This window comes from Vibrio sp. VB16 (assembly GCF_015594925.2).
GTDB lineage: Bacteria > Pseudomonadota > Gammaproteobacteria > Enterobacterales > Vibrionaceae > Vibrio.
Genome location: NZ_CP087590.1, coordinates 2,576,156 through 2,595,765, shown reverse-complemented (window position 1 = coordinate 2,595,765; position 19,610 = coordinate 2,576,156). Strand labels below are relative to the sequence as shown.

Annotated in this window: 21 protein-coding genes; 14 read left to right on the top strand and 7 right to left on the bottom strand. The window is 42.6% G+C overall.

From position 1 onward, the window contains the following. Positions 1-161 precede the first annotated feature (161 nt). From truA to purF, 6 genes are all read left to right on the top strand, one after another. On the top strand, positions 162-956 hold the full coding sequence (truA, locus tag IUZ65_RS11735) for a tRNA pseudouridine(38-40) synthase TruA (protein ID WP_195703905.1): 795 nt from the start codon (positions 162-164) through the stop codon (positions 954-956). A 197-nt stretch (positions 957-1,153) separates the two neighbouring features. Next, on the top strand, positions 1,154-2,089 hold the full coding sequence (accD, locus tag IUZ65_RS11730; RefSeq protein ID WP_195703904.1) for an acetyl-CoA carboxylase, carboxyltransferase subunit beta: 936 nt from the start codon (positions 1,154-1,156) through the stop codon (positions 2,087-2,089). Positions 2,090-2,129: 40 nt separating this feature from the next. Continuing rightward, complete coding sequence (gene folC / locus IUZ65_RS11725; protein WP_195703903.1) at positions 2,130-3,404, top strand: bifunctional tetrahydrofolate synthase/dihydrofolate synthase; 1,275 nt, start codon at positions 2,130-2,132, stop codon at positions 3,402-3,404. After that, a complete protein-coding gene (locus IUZ65_RS11720; RefSeq protein ID WP_195703902.1) occupies positions 3,394-3,921 on the top strand; it encodes an SPOR domain-containing protein in 528 nt (175 codons plus the stop codon). Before folC ends, IUZ65_RS11720 begins: the two co-directional genes overlap by 11 nt. Positions 3,922-3,983: 62 nt before the next feature. Further along, the gene (locus tag IUZ65_RS11715) at positions 3,984-4,475 is read left to right on the top strand and encodes a CvpA family protein (protein ID WP_195703901.1); all 492 of its coding nucleotides are present in this window, start codon (positions 3,984-3,986) and stop codon (positions 4,473-4,475) included. Positions 4,476-4,506: 31 nt separating this feature from the next. After that, positions 4,507-6,021, top strand: a complete 1,515-nt coding sequence (gene purF, locus IUZ65_RS11710; protein ID WP_195703900.1) for an amidophosphoribosyltransferase — start codon at positions 4,507-4,509, stop codon at positions 6,019-6,021. 125 nt (positions 6,022-6,146) lie between these two features. Here the strand turns inward: purF and IUZ65_RS11705 are convergent, their stop codons facing one another. Further along, positions 6,147-7,025: a LysR family transcriptional regulator gene (locus IUZ65_RS11705; RefSeq protein WP_195703899.1), complete on the bottom strand. Its 879-nt coding sequence runs from the start codon at positions 7,023-7,025 to the stop codon at positions 6,147-6,149. A gap of 209 nt (positions 7,026-7,234) precedes the next feature. Here IUZ65_RS11705 and IUZ65_RS11700 point away from each other — a divergent pair, with 209 nt between their 5' ends. From IUZ65_RS11700 to recR, 5 genes are all read left to right on the top strand, one after another. After that, the gene (locus IUZ65_RS11700; protein ID WP_443083710.1) at positions 7,235-8,338 is read left to right on the top strand and encodes a response regulator; all 1,104 of its coding nucleotides are present in this window, start codon (positions 7,235-7,237) and stop codon (positions 8,336-8,338) included. Positions 8,339-8,620: 282 nt separating this feature from the next. Then, positions 8,621-9,166 carry an adenine phosphoribosyltransferase gene (gene apt, locus IUZ65_RS11695; RefSeq protein WP_195703898.1) on the top strand — a complete coding sequence of 182 codons (546 nt, stop codon included), beginning with the start codon at positions 8,621-8,623 and terminating at the stop codon, positions 9,164-9,166. A gap of 43 nt (positions 9,167-9,209) precedes the next feature. Further along, positions 9,210-11,423, top strand: coding sequence for a DNA polymerase III subunit gamma/tau (gene dnaX, locus IUZ65_RS11690; RefSeq protein ID WP_195703897.1), 2,214 nt, complete (start codon positions 9,210-9,212; stop codon positions 11,421-11,423). Between the two features lie 80 nt (positions 11,424-11,503). Next, positions 11,504-11,836: a YbaB/EbfC family nucleoid-associated protein gene (locus IUZ65_RS11685; RefSeq protein ID WP_195703896.1), complete on the top strand. Its 333-nt coding sequence runs from the start codon at positions 11,504-11,506 to the stop codon at positions 11,834-11,836. A 19-nt stretch (positions 11,837-11,855) separates the two neighbouring features. Further along, positions 11,856-12,455, top strand: coding sequence for a recombination mediator RecR (recR, locus tag IUZ65_RS11680; protein ID WP_195703895.1), 600 nt, complete (start codon positions 11,856-11,858; stop codon positions 12,453-12,455). 44 nt (positions 12,456-12,499) lie between these two features. On the opposite strand, the gene aqpZ is transcribed toward recR, so the two are convergent. Then, positions 12,500-13,192: an aquaporin Z gene (aqpZ, locus tag IUZ65_RS11675; protein ID WP_195703894.1), complete on the bottom strand. Its 693-nt coding sequence runs from the start codon at positions 13,190-13,192 to the stop codon at positions 12,500-12,502. A gap of 183 nt (positions 13,193-13,375) precedes the next feature. After that, positions 13,376-13,624 (bottom strand): YkgJ family cysteine cluster protein, encoded by a 249-nt coding sequence (locus IUZ65_RS11670; protein ID WP_195703893.1) that lies wholly within the window; start codon positions 13,622-13,624, stop codon positions 13,376-13,378. A 135-nt stretch (positions 13,625-13,759) separates the two neighbouring features. Between IUZ65_RS11670 and IUZ65_RS11665 the strand changes: the two genes are divergently transcribed. Together IUZ65_RS11665 and IUZ65_RS11660 are read left to right on the top strand one after the other, a co-directional pair. Further along, on the top strand, positions 13,760-14,227 hold the full coding sequence (locus tag IUZ65_RS11665; protein WP_195703892.1) for a YcgN family cysteine cluster protein: 468 nt from the start codon (positions 13,760-13,762) through the stop codon (positions 14,225-14,227). Between the two features lie 293 nt (positions 14,228-14,520). Beyond that, positions 14,521-14,961: an AraC family transcriptional regulator gene (locus IUZ65_RS11660; protein ID WP_195703891.1), complete on the top strand. Its 441-nt coding sequence runs from the start codon at positions 14,521-14,523 to the stop codon at positions 14,959-14,961. A 377-nt stretch (positions 14,962-15,338) separates the two neighbouring features. Here the strand turns inward: IUZ65_RS11660 and IUZ65_RS11655 are convergent, their stop codons facing one another. The 4 genes from IUZ65_RS11655 to gap form a co-directional block, all read right to left on the bottom strand. Continuing rightward, complete coding sequence (locus tag IUZ65_RS11655) at positions 15,339-15,695, bottom strand: hypothetical protein (protein ID WP_195703890.1); 357 nt, start codon at positions 15,693-15,695, stop codon at positions 15,339-15,341. 127 nt (positions 15,696-15,822) lie between these two features. After that, a complete protein-coding gene (gene rlmA, locus IUZ65_RS11650) occupies positions 15,823-16,641 on the bottom strand; it encodes a 23S rRNA (guanine(745)-N(1))-methyltransferase (protein WP_195703889.1) in 819 nt (272 codons plus the stop codon). Positions 16,642-16,849: 208 nt separating this feature from the next. Continuing rightward, positions 16,850-17,731, bottom strand: coding sequence for a D-hexose-6-phosphate mutarotase (locus IUZ65_RS11645; RefSeq protein ID WP_195703888.1), 882 nt, complete (start codon positions 17,729-17,731; stop codon positions 16,850-16,852). A gap of 92 nt (positions 17,732-17,823) precedes the next feature. After that, positions 17,824-18,819: a type I glyceraldehyde-3-phosphate dehydrogenase gene (gene gap, locus IUZ65_RS11640; protein WP_195703887.1), complete on the bottom strand. Its 996-nt coding sequence runs from the start codon at positions 18,817-18,819 to the stop codon at positions 17,824-17,826. Positions 18,820-19,157: 338 nt separating this feature from the next. Between gap and msrB the strand changes: the two genes are divergently transcribed. Then, positions 19,158-19,565: a peptide-methionine (R)-S-oxide reductase MsrB gene (gene msrB / locus IUZ65_RS11635; RefSeq protein WP_195703886.1), complete on the top strand. Its 408-nt coding sequence runs from the start codon at positions 19,158-19,160 to the stop codon at positions 19,563-19,565. Positions 19,566-19,610: the final 45 nt, after the last annotated feature.

The window sequence follows — 19,610 nt, the reverse complement described above, 5'->3', positions numbered from 1 at the left end:
AAGTAACCTTATATGTCGCTCCAGCCATGTAGGTTACTTGAGCTTCAATTACATCACGGTAGAGTCAGGTCTGGACAATCGTTAATCTGACCCCTAAAATCCACCTCCCATATTAGTAATGCACTTTAGATGTGACATATTGAAAGCCCCTAGGAATTAACATGCGTATAGCTTTATGTGTTGAATATCACGGTACGAAATACTCTGGTTGGCAAAGACAAAAACATGTCAACAGTGTGCAGCAAGAATTAGAAAAAGCGTTATCGATTGTTGCCGCACATCCCGTTGAGGTTCAATGTGCTGGACGCACTGATGCTGGCGTTCATGGCACAGGGCAAATCGTTCATTTTGATACAAGTTCGACGAGAAAACTGGTTGCGTGGGTAATGGGTACCAACACCAATATGCCCAAGGACATCGCGGTTCGTTGGGCGAAAGAGGTTCCAGATGCATTCCATGCTCGATTTACCGCTACTGCTCGACGTTATCGCTATATCATTTTTAATAATGCGTTTCGTCCCGCCATTCTCTCTTCCGGAGTCAGTCACTACCACGGGGAGTTAGATGCGGAGAAGATGCATGAAGCGGGACAATTTCTTTTGGGTGAGAATGACTTTAGTTCGTTTCGCGCGGCCCATTGTCAATCTAACAGCCCATGGCGAAACATCCATCATTTGAACGTATCGCGTAATGGTAATTACATTGTTATCGATATCAAAGCGAATGCATTTGTACATCATATGGTTCGAAATATTACGGGTAGCTTAATTGAGGTTGGCCGCGGCGAACAGAATACAGAATGGATAAAATGGTTACTTGCAGAGAAAAATCGGTCTTTAGCCGGTGCAACGGCAAAGCCAAGCGGACTGTATTTGGTCGATGTGGATTATCCAGCTGAGTTTGAACTTCCTAGAGTTGCCATTGGGCCACTTTTTTTGCCTGATACATCACTATAAAATGAAGCAGCGATGGAACTATTTACCGCTAACACACTCAAATTATAGTGATTTATTAAAACTTGTTGCTACGCTATAAATAGGTACAACCAGTTTTTTGTCTACAGCGTTAAAGATCTGTGGTTTAATCTGTCCGCAGATTATTGAATTATAACTCTTTCGCCATTTGGTGGAAGAAATAAAAGAAAAGGTCTTCCATGAGTTGGCTTGAAAAAATATTAACGAAAAGTAACATTGTAAGCTCTCGTAAAGCTTCTATCCCTGAAGGTGTATGGACCAAATGTACATCTTGTGAACAAGTTCTATATCACGCAGAACTAGAGCGCAATTTGGAAGTATGCCCAAAATGTGATCATCATATGCGTATGAAAGCACGCCGTCGTTTAGAAACGTTTCTAGATGAGAATAACCGTGTAGAACTAGCCAACGATCTAGAACCTCAAGATAAATTGAAGTTTAAAGATTCGAAGCGCTATAAAGACCGTATCGTTGCTGCTCAAAAGAACAGTGGTGAAAAAGACGCGATGGTTGTTATGCAAGGGGAAGTACTAGGCTTACCCATTGTTGCATGCGCCTTTGAGTTCTCCTTTATGGGGGGGTCGATGGGCTCCGTTGTTGGTGCTCGCTTTGTTAAAGCCGTTGAAGCCGCAATGGAAGCAGAATGCGGATTGGTTTGTTTTTCTGCAAGTGGTGGTGCTCGCATGCAAGAGGCATTGATGTCTTTAATGCAAATGGCGAAAACCAGTGCTGCATTGGAACGCTTATCAAATAAAGGACTGCCTTTTATCTCCGTTATGACTGACCCTACAATGGGTGGTGTTTCTGCGAGTTTGGCGATGTTGGGCGATGTAAATATCGGCGAACCTAAGGCGCTTATTGGTTTTGCAGGTCGTCGGGTTATTGAACAAACAGTACGTGAAGATTTGCCAGAAGGCTTCCAACGTAGTGAGTTTTTACTCGAACACGGTGCAATAGATATGATCGTTGATCGTCGTGAAATGCGTCAACGAGTGGCGAGTTTGGTTGCCAAAATGACCAATCACGGTTCACCATTGGTTGTTTCGGTTGATGACGCTCCAGAAGTACCGGAAGAAGCTGAATATAAAGTTCCAGTACCGGAAGAAAAAGAGTAAAGTATTGACTAACCTAAACGTCTAATCGTGATGTAAGTTAATGAGTCTAAGCAAGATACCTCAAGCCACATCGTCCTTATCGATGTGGCTTGATTATTTAGAAAATATTCATACCAGCGCTATCGATCTTGGATTAGAGCGCGTTCAAATTGTTGCTGAAAGTGCAAACCTCACAAAACCTGCCAATAAAGTGATCACTGTTGCTGGAACAAATGGTAAGGGTTCAACTTGTGCCATCCTTGAAGCAATCCTCTTAGATGCAGGATATTCTGTTGGCGTCTATAGTTCCCCACATCTTATTCGCTATAACGAACGAGTAAGAATTAATGGCGCAATATTACCCGACGCAAAACACGCCGAGGCCTTCTCATTTGTCGATACACAACGTGGCGAAACCAGCTTAAGTTTTTTTGAGTTTGGTACGCTTGCGGCGTTACGCTTGTTTCAACAAGAAGCTGTGGATGTCGTTGTATTAGAAGTGGGTCTTGGGGGGCGTTTAGACGCGACTAATATTGTTGACCATGATGTTAGCGTGATTACTAGCTTAGCGATTGACCATGTTGACTGGTTGGGTGATGACATTAATGTTATCGCACAAGAAAAAGCAGGAATATTTAGAAGCGGTAAACCTGCAATATGTGGGCAACCGAATGCTCCGTACACGGTTGCGGCCTACGCGGACGAGATTGGCGCTGAGCTTCATCAAGTTGGTATACAGTATAAGTATGTGGAAGAAGCAGAACATTGGGATTGGTGTAGCGGTGCCTTTGATCTTACTCAGCTTCCTAAGCCCAGTTTGCCCTTGCCTAATGCGGCCACGGCTATAATGGCTCTAGGCGCTGCTGACTTTGATATTACAGACGTCAATATTGTCAACGGATTACAGCGCGCGAAATTGTCAGGACGGATGCAAAAAGTTAACAATGCACCTATTGTTATCTTGGATGTGGCACATAATCCTCACTCTGCGGAATACTTAGCACAGCAAATACAACAACGCTATGCTGGTAAAACGATTCATTGTGTACTTGGTATGCTTCATGATAAAGATATTGCTCAAACCATAAAGGTATTAGAGCCTATCGTAACAACGTGGTATCCAAGCTCATTAGATGGCCCTAGAGCGGCGAGTGCCGATGAATTGATTGGACATATTCAGACATCGTGTAATCGGTATTCGTCTCCTACATTCGCCTATCAAGCTGCATTGTCACAGGCTCGAAAGGAAGATGTTATTCTCATCGCGGGCTCGTTTAGAACGGTCGCCGAAGTATTAGTCTATTTACAGTTGCAAAGGAGTACAAATGGCAAGTAAATTCCAAAGCCGTTTGGTTGGAACCATCATTTTAGTCGCTGTCGGGGTCATAGTATTACCGGATGTCTTAGATGGTAAAAAAAAGCACTATAAAGAAGATCTTGCGGCTATCCCTCTTAAGCCAGATGTTGGAACGGAGGTGGAATCGTTCGAAGTATTGCAACCTATTGCCGTACAAACGGCTTTGCCAGAAAGTCCCGTTAAGGCGACGACCTCTATACCTGATGTTGAGGAAGTTGTGGTGGTGGTCAATGATGTGGTTGAAAAGAATGAATACCAAGAGAGTGCTTGGATTATTCAATTGATGGCGTTAAAAAACGCCGATAATGCAAAAACTCTGGTAAAAGATCTGCAGAAACGTGGATATCAAGCGAATATTAAGCAAGAAAAAGCATTTACTCGTATTATCATTGGACCAGACACTTCCAAAAGTAAATTGGAAAGACAAATCAAAGAACTTCAAAAAGTTACCGGCTCAAAAGGTCAATTGTTGAAATTTAAGCCCCTAAACCCATAAGAAAACGTTTGCGTCGCGAATTTTTCTGTTAAAATGCGCGCCAACTTAAAGATGTAAAACAAATGAATTGGATAGATTTTATAATTTTAGGTGTGATCGGGCTTTCCGCTTTGATCAGTTTAGTAAGAGGCTTTGTTAAAGAAGCATTGTCATTAGTTATCTGGTTTGGTGCGTTTTTCATAGCAAGTCAATATTATGAAAGACTCTCCGTTTATTTTTCCGGAATAGAAGATGACATGTTTCGCAGAGGAAGTGCGATAGCGGCTCTCTTTGTGGCTACGTTAGTTGTCGGCGCCATCGTCAACTACGTTATAGCTCAGCTGGTACAAAAAACAGGTTTATCAGGCACTGATAGGGTACTTGGTGTGGTTTTTGGCACACTAAGAGGTGTACTTATCATTGCTGCCACCCTGTTTTTTATGGATGCGTTTACTGCATTGTCAAATTCAGAGTGGTGGAAAGAATCGGTGTTAATACCTGAATTTAGTCGTATTATCGCACCATTTTTTGACCATTTGAAACAAACATCGAGCTTTTTATCTGGCGCTATTTAGTGCCATTTTTATAGAAACTGAGGGTTAACACATGTGTGGTATTGTTGGAATCGTGGGTACAAATCCAGTTAATCAGTCAATTTATGACGCACTGACTGTATTGCAACATCGTGGCCAAGATGCTGCTGGTATTGTTACCATAGAAAGCAATCGTTTTCGTTTGCGTAAAGCGAACGGTTTAGTTAGAGATGTGTTTGACTCTAAACATATGCAACGCCTTCAAGGAAACGTGGGTATCGGCCACGTCCGCTATCCAACGGCGGGAAGTTCTAGTGCTTCTGAAGCACAACCGTTTTATGTGAACTCGCCATTTGGCATTACATTGGCACACAATGGTAACTTAACCAATGCCGCCGAAATTCGTGAAAAACTGTTTGAGAAAGATCGCCGCCACGTCAATACCACTTCTGACTCTGAAGTTTTGTTGAATGTTCTCGCTCATGAGATTGATACCGTTAAAGGCAATGTTACGTCTGAAGATGTTTTTAGAGCCGTAACTAACGTGCACAGAACGATAAAAGGCGCTTATGCAGTCGCGGCCATGATTATCGGCCATGGCATGATTGCTTTTCGCGACCCGCACGGAATTCGTCCGCTCTGCTTAGGCAAAAGAGAGTTAGAGGGTAGCATCGAGTATATGGTGGCTTCCGAGTCTGTTGCACTTGATGCCGTGGGTTTTGATTTCGTGCGAGACGTTGCACCAGGCGAAGGTATTTATGTGACGTTTGACGGCCAGTTGTTTACTCAACAATGCGCGGATAACCCGCAAGTAAACCCTTGTATCTTCGAGTATGTATATTTTGCTCGTCCAGATTCATTTATCGACAAAATCTCCGTATATAGCGCTCGCGTTGAAATGGGTAAGAAGCTCGGTGAAAAAATTCAACGAGAATGGTCTGATCTGGACTTTGATGTCGTCATACCTATTCCAGAAACATCATGTGATATTGCGCTTCAGATTGCTCAAATTATGAATAAACCTTATCGCCAAGGTTTTGTGAAAAACCGATATGTTGGCCGCACCTTTATCATGCCGGGACAGACTCAACGTAGAAAATCAGTGCGTCGTAAATTGAATGCTATTCGATCTGAATTTAAGGGTAAGAATGTGCTGTTGGTTGATGATTCTATTGTCCGTGGTACAACTTCAGAGCAGATCATAGAGATGGCACGTGAAGCAGGTGCCAGCAATGTATACATGGTTTCAGCTGCACCGGAAATTCGCTTCCCAAATGTCTACGGTATCGATATGCCTAGTGCAAACGAATTAATTGCTCACGGCCGTGATGCGGAAGAAATCGCGAAACTTATTGGTGCAGACGCGCTAATTTTCCAGACATTGGAGGATTTGGTTGCCGCGGTTGGTTTAGGCAATGTCGATATCAAGCAGTTTGAAACGTCGGTCTTTAATGGTGAGTATGTAACCGGTGATATTGACCAAAAATATTTAGACTTCTTAGATTCTTTAAGAAATGATGACTCTCGATTGCAAAAAGATATTCAGCAAGATTTGGCGAGTTTGGAGTTATACAACGAAGGGGTATAACGTTGTTAGCGTCTAAATAGTATTCAAAAAAACCAGAGCCGTTGCTCTGGTTTTTTATTGTTTGAATGTCATCAATGCTGAGCACTTATTACCAAGTCAAATACGTTTGTGACTAACATGAATGACTATTTATCATGATAGTGAGTGACGTATTCAATCAGCAGACGAACCTTCTCCGGTTGATGATCTTTATGATTATAAAGCATGTAGATATCTCTAGGGTTTGCGCTCCAGTCATTCAGAATGCGAACCAAGCTACCATTTTCAAAGTATTCTTGAAGCATTATGTCCGGCATCAACGTAATACCTAAGCCTCTTGCTGATGCTCGGCGAACGACGTTGAGCGCATTCGCCTCAAATCGTGCTTTGTCGTTATTAAGAACCGTCTCGCCACTACTATTTGTTAATAACCACTTAAGCAAGGGGCTGCCTTTCAACAATGCGTGCTCAGACAAGTCGTCAGCATGTGTCAGTGGTGCTTTGCTGCTCTTTAGATATTCGGGACTGGCAACGAGTATGTCTTTAACAGAATCTATTTTACGTGCGATAAGGGTTGAATCTCTTTGGGGCCCAACTCGAAAGATAATGTCCCAATCGATAGGGTCAATCTGGTCGGCATCATTACTCATCGTCAGTTCAATGTTGATGTCAGGGTAACTTGCCATAAAATCACTGAGCATTGGAAGAATGACTCGCTTAGTAAGATTTGATGGTGCAGATACCCGCAGCTTTCCTGCCGCCCCACGACAATCGTCGGTTATGACTTCAGTGGTACTAGAGAGTTGTTTTAAGATAGGAGCACACTCTTGATAGAAACGTTCACCGGCTTCTGTCAGAGATAACTTTCTCGCATGGCGGTTCAAAAGTCGCAGATTTACAGCGTCTTCAAGCGCCTGAATTCGCCGTGTAATAGTGGCTACGGGAATAAGTGTCTTTTTAGACGTTGCTGTGTAGCTTCCATTCTCGACTACAAGTCGAAATAGATTTAGATCATCAAATTTCATCAACAGCGAAAGTTCCTAATTACTTGTCCGGTCAATTTATACTGTTCTTCGTATTCTAAATTTGCTTTACGTCAATATGTGGTTCTGTTTTTAAATAATTCCTTAACAAGATCGCATATGTTGTATAAATCAAGAATCAGAACTACCTTTTATAGGGGAATTAAATAACAATAAAAAGACGTACCCAAAATCAGATGGGTGAGGTTTATATGATGAATAGTCAAGCCGACTCTGTTCTTTTTGAGCAAAAGAGTCGTTTGGATAGTCGTACAATAATGTTGGTAGATGATGATCCGATTTTTCGTAGATTCACATCAGTAGTACTAGAAAAAGAAGGGTATTTTATCATTGAGGCGGAACATGGCCTAGATGGATTGCAAAAACTGCGCGAAGAGGTTCCCGATCTTATTGTTTGTGATCTATCTATGCCAATACTTAACGGTATTGAGTTCGCAGAAGAGGTGAGTTGGGAGTATCCAGAAGTTCCAATGATTGTAGTTTCCGCGACGGAAGATATGTCAGATGTTGCACGTGCGTTGCGATTTGGTATTAAGGATTTTTTAACCAAACCCATCTCCACGCCGAAACATTTGCTGTCTGCAATTTCGAATATCTTAGATGATGAAAATAAACATATTAGCACCTCTCGTGATTTTGCCAGTCAATGGTTTAGAGTCGGTGAGGAAGGGGATATTCCTGAAGACAAAGAACTTTACTGGCATTTGGACCATTTAAAAGAGAATCCGAATGCTGCGAAAGATTTACTGACGGCTTTACTGCCTGATAGAGATACTAGACAAGGTAAGTGGAAATGCAGCTATAGTTTGCTTCAATCATCAGAGAACATGCCTTTAGTATTTGATTATGCCTGGCTAATTGATGGGCAATTTGCCTTTTACCTCATTGATTCAACCACTGTCGATGGTTGCGGTGTAGCAACGTCTTTATTGGTTCGAGCATTATTCAATGACAGCCTACGGCGACAACAGTTAAGTAAAGATATGTTAGTCGAATTTGGTGAGAACCTAGAGAGCGGCATCAATTGTATTGATTCTGTTTCTTCGATCGGAGCGCTGATAGGCATTGCTGATATGACCGATGGGACGGTAAGTATTTTACCTGCTGGTTTAGACGCGATTTGGACGGAAGGGGAAAGAAAAACCCATATAGAAGGGGGGCATCACCTTGGAACGGGTTGTGTGAAAAATGAATTGTTTGAAAACCTAAGCATCCTCTCTGGTGGCAAGTTAAACATTGCCAATATCGGGGTCAGCCATTTTAGTTTAGATATAAAACCCGATTCTACTGACTGAATATGACCAAATAAACAGCGGTAAAAAGACAATAAGTAGATTTATTGCACACAATGACAGGTTTGAACGTTTGCTTTCTTTTCCTTTGTTGCTCATGAGGAAAAAAATCACTAACATAATGAGGAAGTGTGCCCACTCTTCGGAGTGGGCATTTGTTTTTCTGTGTTTTGGTTTGTTTAAAAGTATAAACAGAGCATAGTTTCTTAGCTTGTCACGCTAAAAATAATAATTATAAATTACAGCGATATGGCACAAGCAAATCACAACAAAATTTGAATGAATATGACTACTGAAACAATCACATTAATTAAAGCAAGCATTAAAACCATTCCTGATTATCCAAAGCCAGGTATCTTATTTCGTGATGTTACCAGCCTCATGGAAGACGCGACGGCGTATCAAGCAACGATTCAACTGCTTGTAGAGAAATACAAAGAGATGGGTTTCACGAAAATAGTAGGTACTGAAGCACGAGGTTTCCTTTTCGGTGCACCTCTAGCTCTTGAACTTGGTGTAGGTTTTGTACCAGTAAGAAAACCAGGTAAATTACCTCGTGCAACGATCTCTGAATCATATGAATTGGAATATGGCACGGATATGTTGGAGATTCATACGGACGCAATAGTAGAAGGCGACAAAGTTCTTGTTGTTGATGATCTACTTGCAACGGGTGGGACTATTGAAGCCACTACGAAACTAATTCGTCGTTTAGGTGGTGTTGTAGAGTATGCCGCGTTTGTTATTAACCTCCCTGAAATTGGCGGTGAAGCGCGTCTTAAAGCTCTAGATCTTAACGTTTACAGCATCTGTGAATTTGAAGGTCACTAATTCGATCAACATTCACGAAGACAATCTAAGCTGGAAATATTGAATGAGTTACTTAGCTTTAGCGCGCAAATGGCGCCCTTCCCATTTTAATGAAGTTGTTGGACAGTCTCATGTGCTGACCGCATTGGAAAATGCTCTGAGCCAGAATAAGCTTCATCACGCCTACCTATTCAGTGGGACTCGTGGTGTGGGTAAAACTTCTATTGGGCGCTTATTTGCTAAAGGACTGAACTGTGAAACGGGTATTACTGCAAAACCTTGTGGCCAGTGCGACACATGTAAAGAGATTGATGAAGGTCGATTTGTTGACCTTTTAGAGGTCGATGCAGCGTCGAGAACAAAGGTTGAAGATACCAGAGAACTACTCGATAACGTTCAATATAAACCAGCAAGAGGTCGCTTTAAGGTTTATCTAATTGATGAAGTGCATATGCTTTCTAGGCATAGCTTTAATGCCCTTCTTAAAACACTTGAAGAACCACCTGAATACGTCAAATTTTTGTTGGCGACAACGGATCCTCAAAAGCTACCCGTCACTATTCTATCTCGATGCTTGCAGTTTCACCTCAAGCCAATCAGTGTTGATGTTATTCATCAACAACTGGATACGATACTGCAGCACGAAGGCATAGTGACCGAGCAGAGAGCATTAGGAATGATAGCGCATGCGGCCGACGGCAGTATGCGTGATGCCTTAAGCTTATCGGATCAGGCCATTGCGTTAGGGAATGGTACCGTTTCAACTGAAATTGTCTCGAGTATGCTTGGCGTGCTTGATACGGATCAAGCGATTCATTTGCTAGAAGCAATGGCGAGTAAACAAGTTACTCACGCAATGTCCGCTGTTCAACGACTAGCGGAAAATGGTGTAGATTGGGACAGTCTTCTTCAAGAATTAGCCAGCCAGTTACATCGTATTGCTATGTTTCAGGCTCTCCCCGCATCGCTAGATAAGTCTAAACCTGATGCGGAGAAGATAGATCTCTTAAGTCAATATTTAGCCCCTCAAGATGTACAGCTCTATTACCAAATTGCTCTAAAAGGTAGACAAGATTTGCCTCTAGCACCTTCAGCTCGAATAGGATTGGAGATGACGGTGCTTAGGATGATGGCATTTCGTCCAGTAAAGGTTGATTTGGTAAGTGCGATAACGCTGCCAAGTGATCAGCCGCAAGCCCCGGTAGCCGTGGCGAAAGTAGAGCAGAAGCCGCAATTGAAGCCCACGGTTGATGTCGCGCCAGTAGAGAAGGTCGCCCCCGATCTAAATGTAGAAAATACATCGATAACAGTCAATGAGCAAAAGCAGGTACCGTCGCCTGCGGAAGAAAACACCTATCATTCAGATAGGCCGCCAATGCCGTCAGAAGATGATTATCCGCCGATGAGTGATGACTCGTCTACTGCTGAGTATATGGCACACGAGACCTTTCAACAGTCGATGGTTGTCGAACAACACTCAGAGCATGACTCTCAGGTATCCCAAATTGATCAGCAATCAACGCCTGTGGAAGAGGTTGCACCTATACAAAAGTCACCCATAGCAGGGTTGAGACACCAGCTTCGATCAAAGCGGGCGCAAGTTTCAACCTCTAGCCCTACAGTGAGTAATGTCGGAAAAAAGCCTAAAGCGGCACCACCTACCACAGCAATAGAGCGTATATCGCAACATAGTGCTACTAAACTGGTGTCGCCTAATATCTCTAGTGAACATTCTGCTGTTGAAATAAAAGAAGAGGCAAGTGAAAGTGAACCTTATCAATGGAAAGCGTTGACACCGCAAGTCGTTGAAGAAGAGAAAACAGAACTTACTCCGACACAAATTAAGCAGGCTTTAGAGCACACTAAGACACCTGAAATGACAGAAAAACTCATCGATGAAGCCGTCACTCAAGATAAGTGGTCAGCGCTCATCCAGAAGCTAGATATACCGAAATTAGTCGAACAACTTGCACTCAATTCTTCCTATGAGAAACAAAACTCAACCGTTGTGTTAAGTTTGCGAGCCTCGCAAGCTCACCTTAATAAAGGTAAGGCACAGAGCGAATTGCTTAGCGCATTAAATACGGTTCTGGATGAGGATTGTCATCTTACGATAGAAGTAAGCGATAAAGGGCAAACGCCCCTTGAGTTGCGAGAGGCTATATACCAGAACAAACTCAGCTCAGCGCATCAAGCCCTTGAAGAAGATAAAAACGTTCAGTTTATTCAGACACGATTTGCAGCCGAGTTAGATCCAGAAAGTGTAAGACCAATTTAAAGGGTTGAAGATACTGTAATTGACCCCATATTTAATTAGACGTGAATCGACATTAATCAACTTAACCAGAGAGAAACAAAATGTTTGGTGGTAAAGGCGGTATGGGCAACATGATGAAGCAAGCCCAGCAGATGCAAGATCGAATGCAAAAGCTTCAAGAAGAAATCGCAAAGATGGAAATCACTGGTGAGTCTGGTGCTGGCCTCGTTAAAATAACCATTACAGGTTCTCACAGCGTTCGTCGTGTAGATATCGATGAGAGCTTGATGGAAGATGACAAGGAAATGCTAGAAGATCTAATCGCAGCAGCTTTCAATGATGCGGCTCGCCGTGTTGAAGAGACGCAAAAAGAGAAAATGGCGTCTGTAACTGGTGGTATGCAATTACCACCAGGTATGAAAATGCCTTTCTAAGTATAAATAGACGAGTTTTATGCGCACCAGTCAAATGCTGGAACAATTGATGGAGGCCTTACGATGTCTACCTGGGGTTGGCCCCAAGTCGGCACAACGTATGGCCTTTCATTTGTTACAGAGAAATAGAAAGGGCGGCTTACAGCTTGCTGAAGCCTTGTCCAAAGCAATGACAGAAATAGGCCATTGTAGTGAGTGTCGAACCTTTACCGAGGAAGAGACTTGCCATATATGTACTAATGTTAAACGCCAAGAAAATGGTTTGCTCTGTGTGGTTGAAAGCCCGGCAGACATTGCCGCTGTAGAAGCGACAGGACAGTTTTCTGGACGTTACTTTGTATTGATGGGTCATCTGTCGCCATTGGATGGTATCGGCCCTAGTGATATTGGATTAGATGTACTGGACTACCGCCTACAAAGAGGCAACATCAATGAGGTTATTCTTGCGACTAACCCCACGGTTGAGGGTGAGGCTACCGCACACTACATCGCAGAGCTGTGCCATGCTCATAGTGTAAATGCCAGCCGCATTGCTCACGGAGTACCTGTCGGTGGTGAGCTTGAGTTTGTTGATGGTACAACGTTGTCCCACTCATTGCTTGGTAGACAAAAACTATAAAAAAGGGTTGCCAACGGGCAACCCTTTCTGATTTTAGTGTCGATTTAACGCTCTTCTTTACTTATCACTCGATAAACAATGGCACCAAGAATGGCACCAATAATGGGGGCTACCCAGAAAAGCCAGAGTTGCGACATAGCCCAATCACCAGTGTATAAGGCGACACCAGTGCTTCGAGCAGGGTTAACTGAAGTGTTTGTGACTGGGATACTAATTAGGTGAATCAACGTCAGGCATAAACCAATAGCAATTGGGGCAAAACCTGCAGGGGCCCGAGCATCGGTCGCACCTAATATGACGACAAGAAACATCATGGTCATAACGACTTCAATAACCAGAGCTGACATGATGGAATATTGGCCAGGAGAGTGCTCTCCGTATCCGTTTGCCGCAAAACCAGACGCAACAGCATCAAACCCAGTCTGGCCGGAAGCGATGATAAATAAAACCCCACCTGCAAGCACGGCACCGATTACTTGTGAAATGATGTATGGGACCAATTCTTTTGCTTCAAACCGTCCACCCGCCCACAAGCCGATAGAGACTGCAGGGTTAAGGTGACAACCAGATATATGCCCTATTGCGTAGGCCATCGTTAATACGGTTAAACCAAAGGCGAGAGAGACGCCAAGCAGGCCAATACCTACATCAGGGAATGCCGCGGCCAATACCGCACTGCCGCAACCGCCAAGGACCAACCAAAATGTGCCAAACAGTTCAGCAATGTACTTATTCATATTAATAACCTTTAAATTCAGACAAATAACATGAGAACTATAGACTTTAACGGACGATATTGCGTTGGCATCATGGAAACGAATTCGCTAGTAAATACTAATTATCGTGTGTATTCCAATAAATAAGAAAATTTGTGTTGGTTTACTCAGTTTTGAAATTAAAGCAGAAAAAGAAAAGGGTGGTTACGTAAGACGCTCAAGCTCTTGAATGTTCTCGAACGCTTCTTGGTTCGATTTACCGCAGAGTGAAGGGCAGGCTTTAAAGTCATGGCAGACTTTAGGCCGTTCTGAGCGCCCAAACAACTTGCAAAGGTTATTACTGTCTAATTGGACACAGCGAACACCCGCGGGTTTACCATTTTCCATTCTTGGAATAGATGAAGATATGCTTGGGGCGATGCAGCATGCTCCACATCCTAATCGACATTCCATAATTGAGCCTCAAGATAACGATAAATCGGAGCGCGATAGTAACAAAAGTCCCTTTGCTGTACAGCAACTATTTTCTTGCACTTTTACAGGTGTAGGGGTATAAAACCCGCCCAAATAGAAATTAAGTAGACTTCAATGACAAACGCATTTTGGCAAGACAAATCTCTAGAACAAATGACAGAAAGTGAGTGGGAATCTCTTTGTGACGGATGCGGTAAATGTTGTCTACACAAATTGATGGATGAAGACACCGATCAAGTCTACTACACCAATGTCGCGTGCAGTTGGCTTAACAGTAAAAGCTGTAGCTGCAAAGATTATCCAAACCGTTTTGAATCTGGAGAAGAGTGCCTTAAATTAAGCAGGGATAAGATTTCCGAGTTTAATTGGTTACCAGAAACGTGCTCTTACCGAATGCTTGCGGAAGGCAAACCTCTACCTAAGTGGCATCCACTTATTACCGGCTCTAAGTCAGCAATGCATGCCGCAGGGGAAAGCGTACGTGGCAAGGTAGTGTATGAAATAGATGTAGTCAATTGGGAAGACCACATTCAGAATCATCCAAATAGAGACGCCTTAGAAATCAGTCTTGACAAGGGTTAGTGCTGACTACCGAATAGTCTTAAAACCGCGTTATCAATAATCGTCAATATCCTCTTTCCGATGATCCTGCGCGGGAATGCATAATCAACTCAAAGCGGCTATGCATCCTCGTTCTATCGTCTTGAAGTTATCCCTAATATCTAGACTGCTAAGTCAAATGTTTGCTTTGGAAACAACCGGCGTAGATTAGAGACAGGTAGAAATCGATAGAAATGTAAAAACGGATGTATTTTATTATCACTGCTCGTATAATTAATAAGCCTACTTTAAACATGGATATAGGGGAGTAACTTATGGAAACTCAAGTGTTAGAGCCTTTCAAAATAGCCTATGTGCGGCTAGTAGGACCATATGGTCAAGGCATTCCAGAAGCGATAGACAAGATTCACAAGTGGTCGGCGACCAAAAGTCTTGTTGATATTAAGCGTGTTCATATCTTCCACGATGATCCAGATGTTACCCCACCTGAAAATTGCCGCGCAGATATCGGCGTCATGGTTCCCTGTAACGTTAAAGCATCTGAGGGTATTCAATTACAGCAACTACCAGGTGGCAAGTATATTACCGCCCGAAAGCATACCTCAAGTGTTCCACAGATTATCGAGCTCTGGGACAATTTAATCGAACAGATGATGACTTCGGGTGACGAAATGGACGACAGGCCATGTTTTGAGTTGTACCATTCTCATCATGACGGAACGTTTGATGTTAGCGTGTTTATTTCCGTAAAATGATTTAGCCAATACTGTACAAAATTAGCGGCCAAAGTAGGCGGCTTTTATTTGCCTCATGGACACATGGCTTTGTTGTCGAGTTCAATAGAATGAAATCAAGGGCCGCCATTTTATTCTAGTGAACAAGGCCGCTGTCCCTTCAATTTGATTAAAATAAAAAACAATGAACGATTGCGGTATCTTTTCGCAATATCCTATTTCATTAAAGTGTTTTACGTTGTAAAATGTGATCTTGATCCACTTTTAATATTAGAGGTAAGGAATGTTCGAATTTATAGGTATGTTGGTCGTATTCGGTTTTGCGCTTGTGGTGGCAAAAGACATGTATAAAGCTAAATCTACATTGCGTAACATAAAAATAGAGCGATAGGCTGTCTTTATGCCAACGCTAATATAATTGCACCCACTGAAATAGCACCCTTGAGGTATTGGCCTGCCGTATAGCTAGTATCCTCGACTTCTTCTATCTCTTCTGGATGATCTAGTCCCAGAGCTCCGTGAGTAAAGGATTCGACTGTAGTTGGTTTGACGTGCTCAGTATCACTCGCTTCTTTATCGATCTGCTGTAAAGCGGTTAGTAAGGCTTTACCCTCATCAGACAGTGTGACTTTATTCTTTTCGACCTTCAGTGGTGTGAACGACTCTTTCGTTTCAGACGGCTGAGGTTGAGAACTGGCTTGTTTCGCCTGAGTCGCTTGTAACGTGGAAGCGTTAGTATTCCCTACTGGCGTCATAGATTGCCTCAATGATTTCTTCTTATAGATTAGATATCGACATAAGCGGCAAAAAGTTTAACTATTATTGCCGTTTTCTGTTTGTAGTTAATTTAAGCAATAACTAGACCAATTAATAAGAAACGAGTTAATTTTTTCGATAAACCCTTATCATGAAATCTGCCTCACAATTAAATGCAGGGGTATTTACTAATTGCTGTCTTACCGAGTCGGTCGCTTTCCATGCAAATGGTGTCATCTGTAGCAGATCGAGTGATTCAGATTCTTCTAAATTCATTTGGTAGCTTAGGTGCTCTTCGTGCTCGAGAGTAAAGCCATCTATCGTTTCGATGGCTTCGTCATGCAGGCGAACATCATCATAAATGAGTGCACGCAGTTGATATAGATGCCGTGCAGCAGGTGTGACAGTTACGACGACGCCATTCTCGGCGACACATCGATTCATCTCTTCAGTATTACACGGGGCATAGATGCGTAAAATTAGATTAAGAGAGTGATCTAAGAATGGCAAATTCTGGCTCGAAGCAACCGAAAAGTGGCAAAGGGGGTATTTTTTTGCCGCATACCTGACTGCAACCTTCGATATGTCCAATCCAAACACGTTAGGTTCATGCCCAGCCTGTCTAAGTTGATAATCGAGTTCATTGGTATAATAGCCTTCCCCACAGCCGATATCTAACATGTTAAAATCGGTATTGTTCAGCTTTTCTAAACAGGTTTGTGCTACTTGCTGCTGTAACTGAGCATAATGACCACTGCCGAGAAAACGTCTCCTTGCCTGCATCATTTCAGTATTGTCACCCGGATTTTTCGAGCGTTTTTTATTCGCAGGGATCAGATTGACATAACCTTCCTTAGCGATATCGAATTGATGATTATTCGCGCATTGGTAAAAGCGTGGTTCTTGTTTTAGTTTTTCAGAGCAAAGTGGACATTGATAAAGCATGAGCAACTTAGATAGTGAGAATATTCTGAGATTGTAACGCTATGTGTGAGTTATTTCGAGTACAGAGAGAATCTATTCGTTGTTGTGCTTTGGATAAGGGCTTCGAAGTCATCGATAAAGGTTAGCTGGTATTCGATCCCCAAAAAAGTGGGGGTCGAATACCAGTATAGATTCATGCTTTACGAAGTAGATGGTGAATGTACGGATACTATTTGACGCTGATCTGTGTGATGAGCTGGTAGCTTTCGTCAGGCTGAAGCATTTTGCCTGTTTCCATACTTGTTGCATGATAGGTCGATTCAACACACAGCATGGTGTTGTATCCATCTTCTGCCATATCACCCATTGCTTTAGCTCCGGCTTCCCAAGGGTTCCATATTACAGCAGAGTTGTCGCCTTTGTTTTTAATGACAATAATACGGTCATTGCTTGGATCGGCGATTTCGATTGTCTCTTCTGGCTGAGTATAAACACGGTCAACGGTATCCGTTAGCTGAAGCTCCGCTCCACCTTGGCATACCTTGCCACTCTGAAGGCTATCCATATATTCCGACCCCATACCAGTGGTCACCGTGTCACGGATATCAGCAACATTGAAGTAGGTGTGGAGTGCGCCGGAAAATTGCCATGCCTTGTCATCCGTATTATTGATTTCGAGCGTGACTTTAAGATCGTCCGCTACCTCAACATATAGACGAACTTGGAAAGTATATGGCCATACAGCCATTGTTTCTTCGCTCTCTTCAAGGCCTAAACAGATGATAACCCCATCATCTGATTCTCTGTGTTCAACGAGATGCCACAAACTTGTACGAGCAAAACCGTGCGCAGGGGCAGCAAGTCGGCCAAACCAAGGCCAACAGACAGGGATGCCACCACGAATTGCTTTAGTCGGCTCGAATTCGGTTTCTTCACTAAGCCAGATAACATCTTCTTGGCCTGTTGGTTTGAACGAAAGAACATGCCCACCATGTAAGGAGATGTCTGCCGTTGCTTTAGGGTGAGCAACGCGAATGATCTTGATGCCATCTTTTTCGATGACGGTCACGTGGTCGGCAAGAGGACCAATGACGGGAAGATATTTTTCCATAGGAGATTACTTTCCTTAAATTATAGAAACAAAAAAGGCGACACAATGGCCGCCTTTTTCTTATGCTTTCAAAGAAAGCCTCAAACTAATGCTTACTTAGAGATGTGAGCAACTAGGTCAAGAACTTTGTTTGAATAACCGATTTCGTTGTCGTACCAAGATACAACTTTAACGAATTTGTCAGTTAGAGCAACACCAGCAGCAGCATCGAATACTGAAGTTTGAACTTCACCGATGAAATCTTGAGAAACTACAGCGTCTTCAGTATAACCTAGAACACCTTTAAGCTCGCCTTCAGATGCTTCTTTCATAGCAGCACAGATAGCTTCGTAAGAAGTAGCCGTCTTAAGGTTAACAGTAAGGTCAACAACAGAAACGTTTGCAGTTGGAACGCGGAAAGCCATACCAGTTAGAAGGCCGTTTAGTTCTGGAAGAACAACGCCTACTGCTTTAGCTGCACCAGTTGAAGATGGGATGATGTTTTGAGAAGCACCACGGCCACCACGCCAGTCTTTAGCTGAAGGAGCATCTACTGTTTTTTGAGTTGCTGTAGTCGCGTGAACTGTCGTCATAAGACCAGATTCGATACCGAACTTGTCGTTAAGAACTTTAGCAATAGGAGCTAGGCAGTTAGTAGTACAAGAAGCGTTAGAAACGATGTCTTGACCAGCATAAGTACTGTCATTTACGCCCATAACGAACATTGGAGTTGCGTCTTTAGAAGGACCAGTAAGAACAACTTTCTTAGCACCAGCAGTGATGTGTTTACGAGCAGTTTCGTCATTTAAGAAAAGACCAGTTGCTTCAGCAACAACGTCAACGTCGATTGCATCCCACTTAAGGTCTTCTGGGTTGCGCTCAGCAGTTACACGTACTGTTTTACCGTTTACAACAAGGTTGCCATCTTTAACTTCAACTGTACCGTTGAAACGGCCGTGAGTTGAATCGTATTTTAACATGTATGCCATGTATTCAACGTCGATAAGGTCATTGATACCAACAACTTCGATGTCAGTGCGCTCTACAGATGCACGAAATACAAAACGGCCGATACGGCCAAAACCATTAATACCTACTTTGATAGTCATTATTTGTTGCTCCACAACTTTTTTCTGATGAAATATAAACTGGTTGTAAAATTACAGAATACTGTAATTATCTGCAACAGATAATCGTTCTTATCTTGTTCAAAGTCAAAAAAATAATGCCTTTTTTCAACTTAGTTTCACGAGCGACTACTTTTTGCGACCAATTTACAAAATTTTGTTACTTAAGAACCGATGATGAAGGGCGAAGAGAAGAATTGCAACCCCATGAACGCAGGTTAAATCAGAAAAACATGTGCTACAAAGCAATAAATAAGCAAGTTTTTATCACAAAATCGATCAATAATATAAAAAAAGAAAAGAAAGTTGAGGGGAACGAGATGAAAGATAAAGTGATAAAATCAGATCAAGAATGGCGTAACTCATTGACAAAAGAAGAGTTTCAGGTATGTAGGCTACAAGGTACTGAGGCACCATTTTCTGGAAAGCTGTTGCATAATCGCGAATCAGGGGAATATTTTTGCACTTGTTGTAAGAAGCCGCTATTTCATTCCGATCATAAATATGACTCTGGTTGCGGATGGCCGAGTTTTGATTCTGCTATCGATGACTCTGCTATCCGTTACTTAGAAGACATTAGCCACGGCATGAAGCGAGTCGAAATACGTTGTGCGAGTTGCGATAGCCATTTGGGGCATGTTTTTCCTGATGGGCCAGAAACCACCGGAGATAGGTACTGTGTTAATTCGGTGTCGTTAACTTTCACTAAAAATACAAAAAACGTCTGATAATTTGATGTTTTTTGTATTTTTATTTCATTTTCGCATCAATTA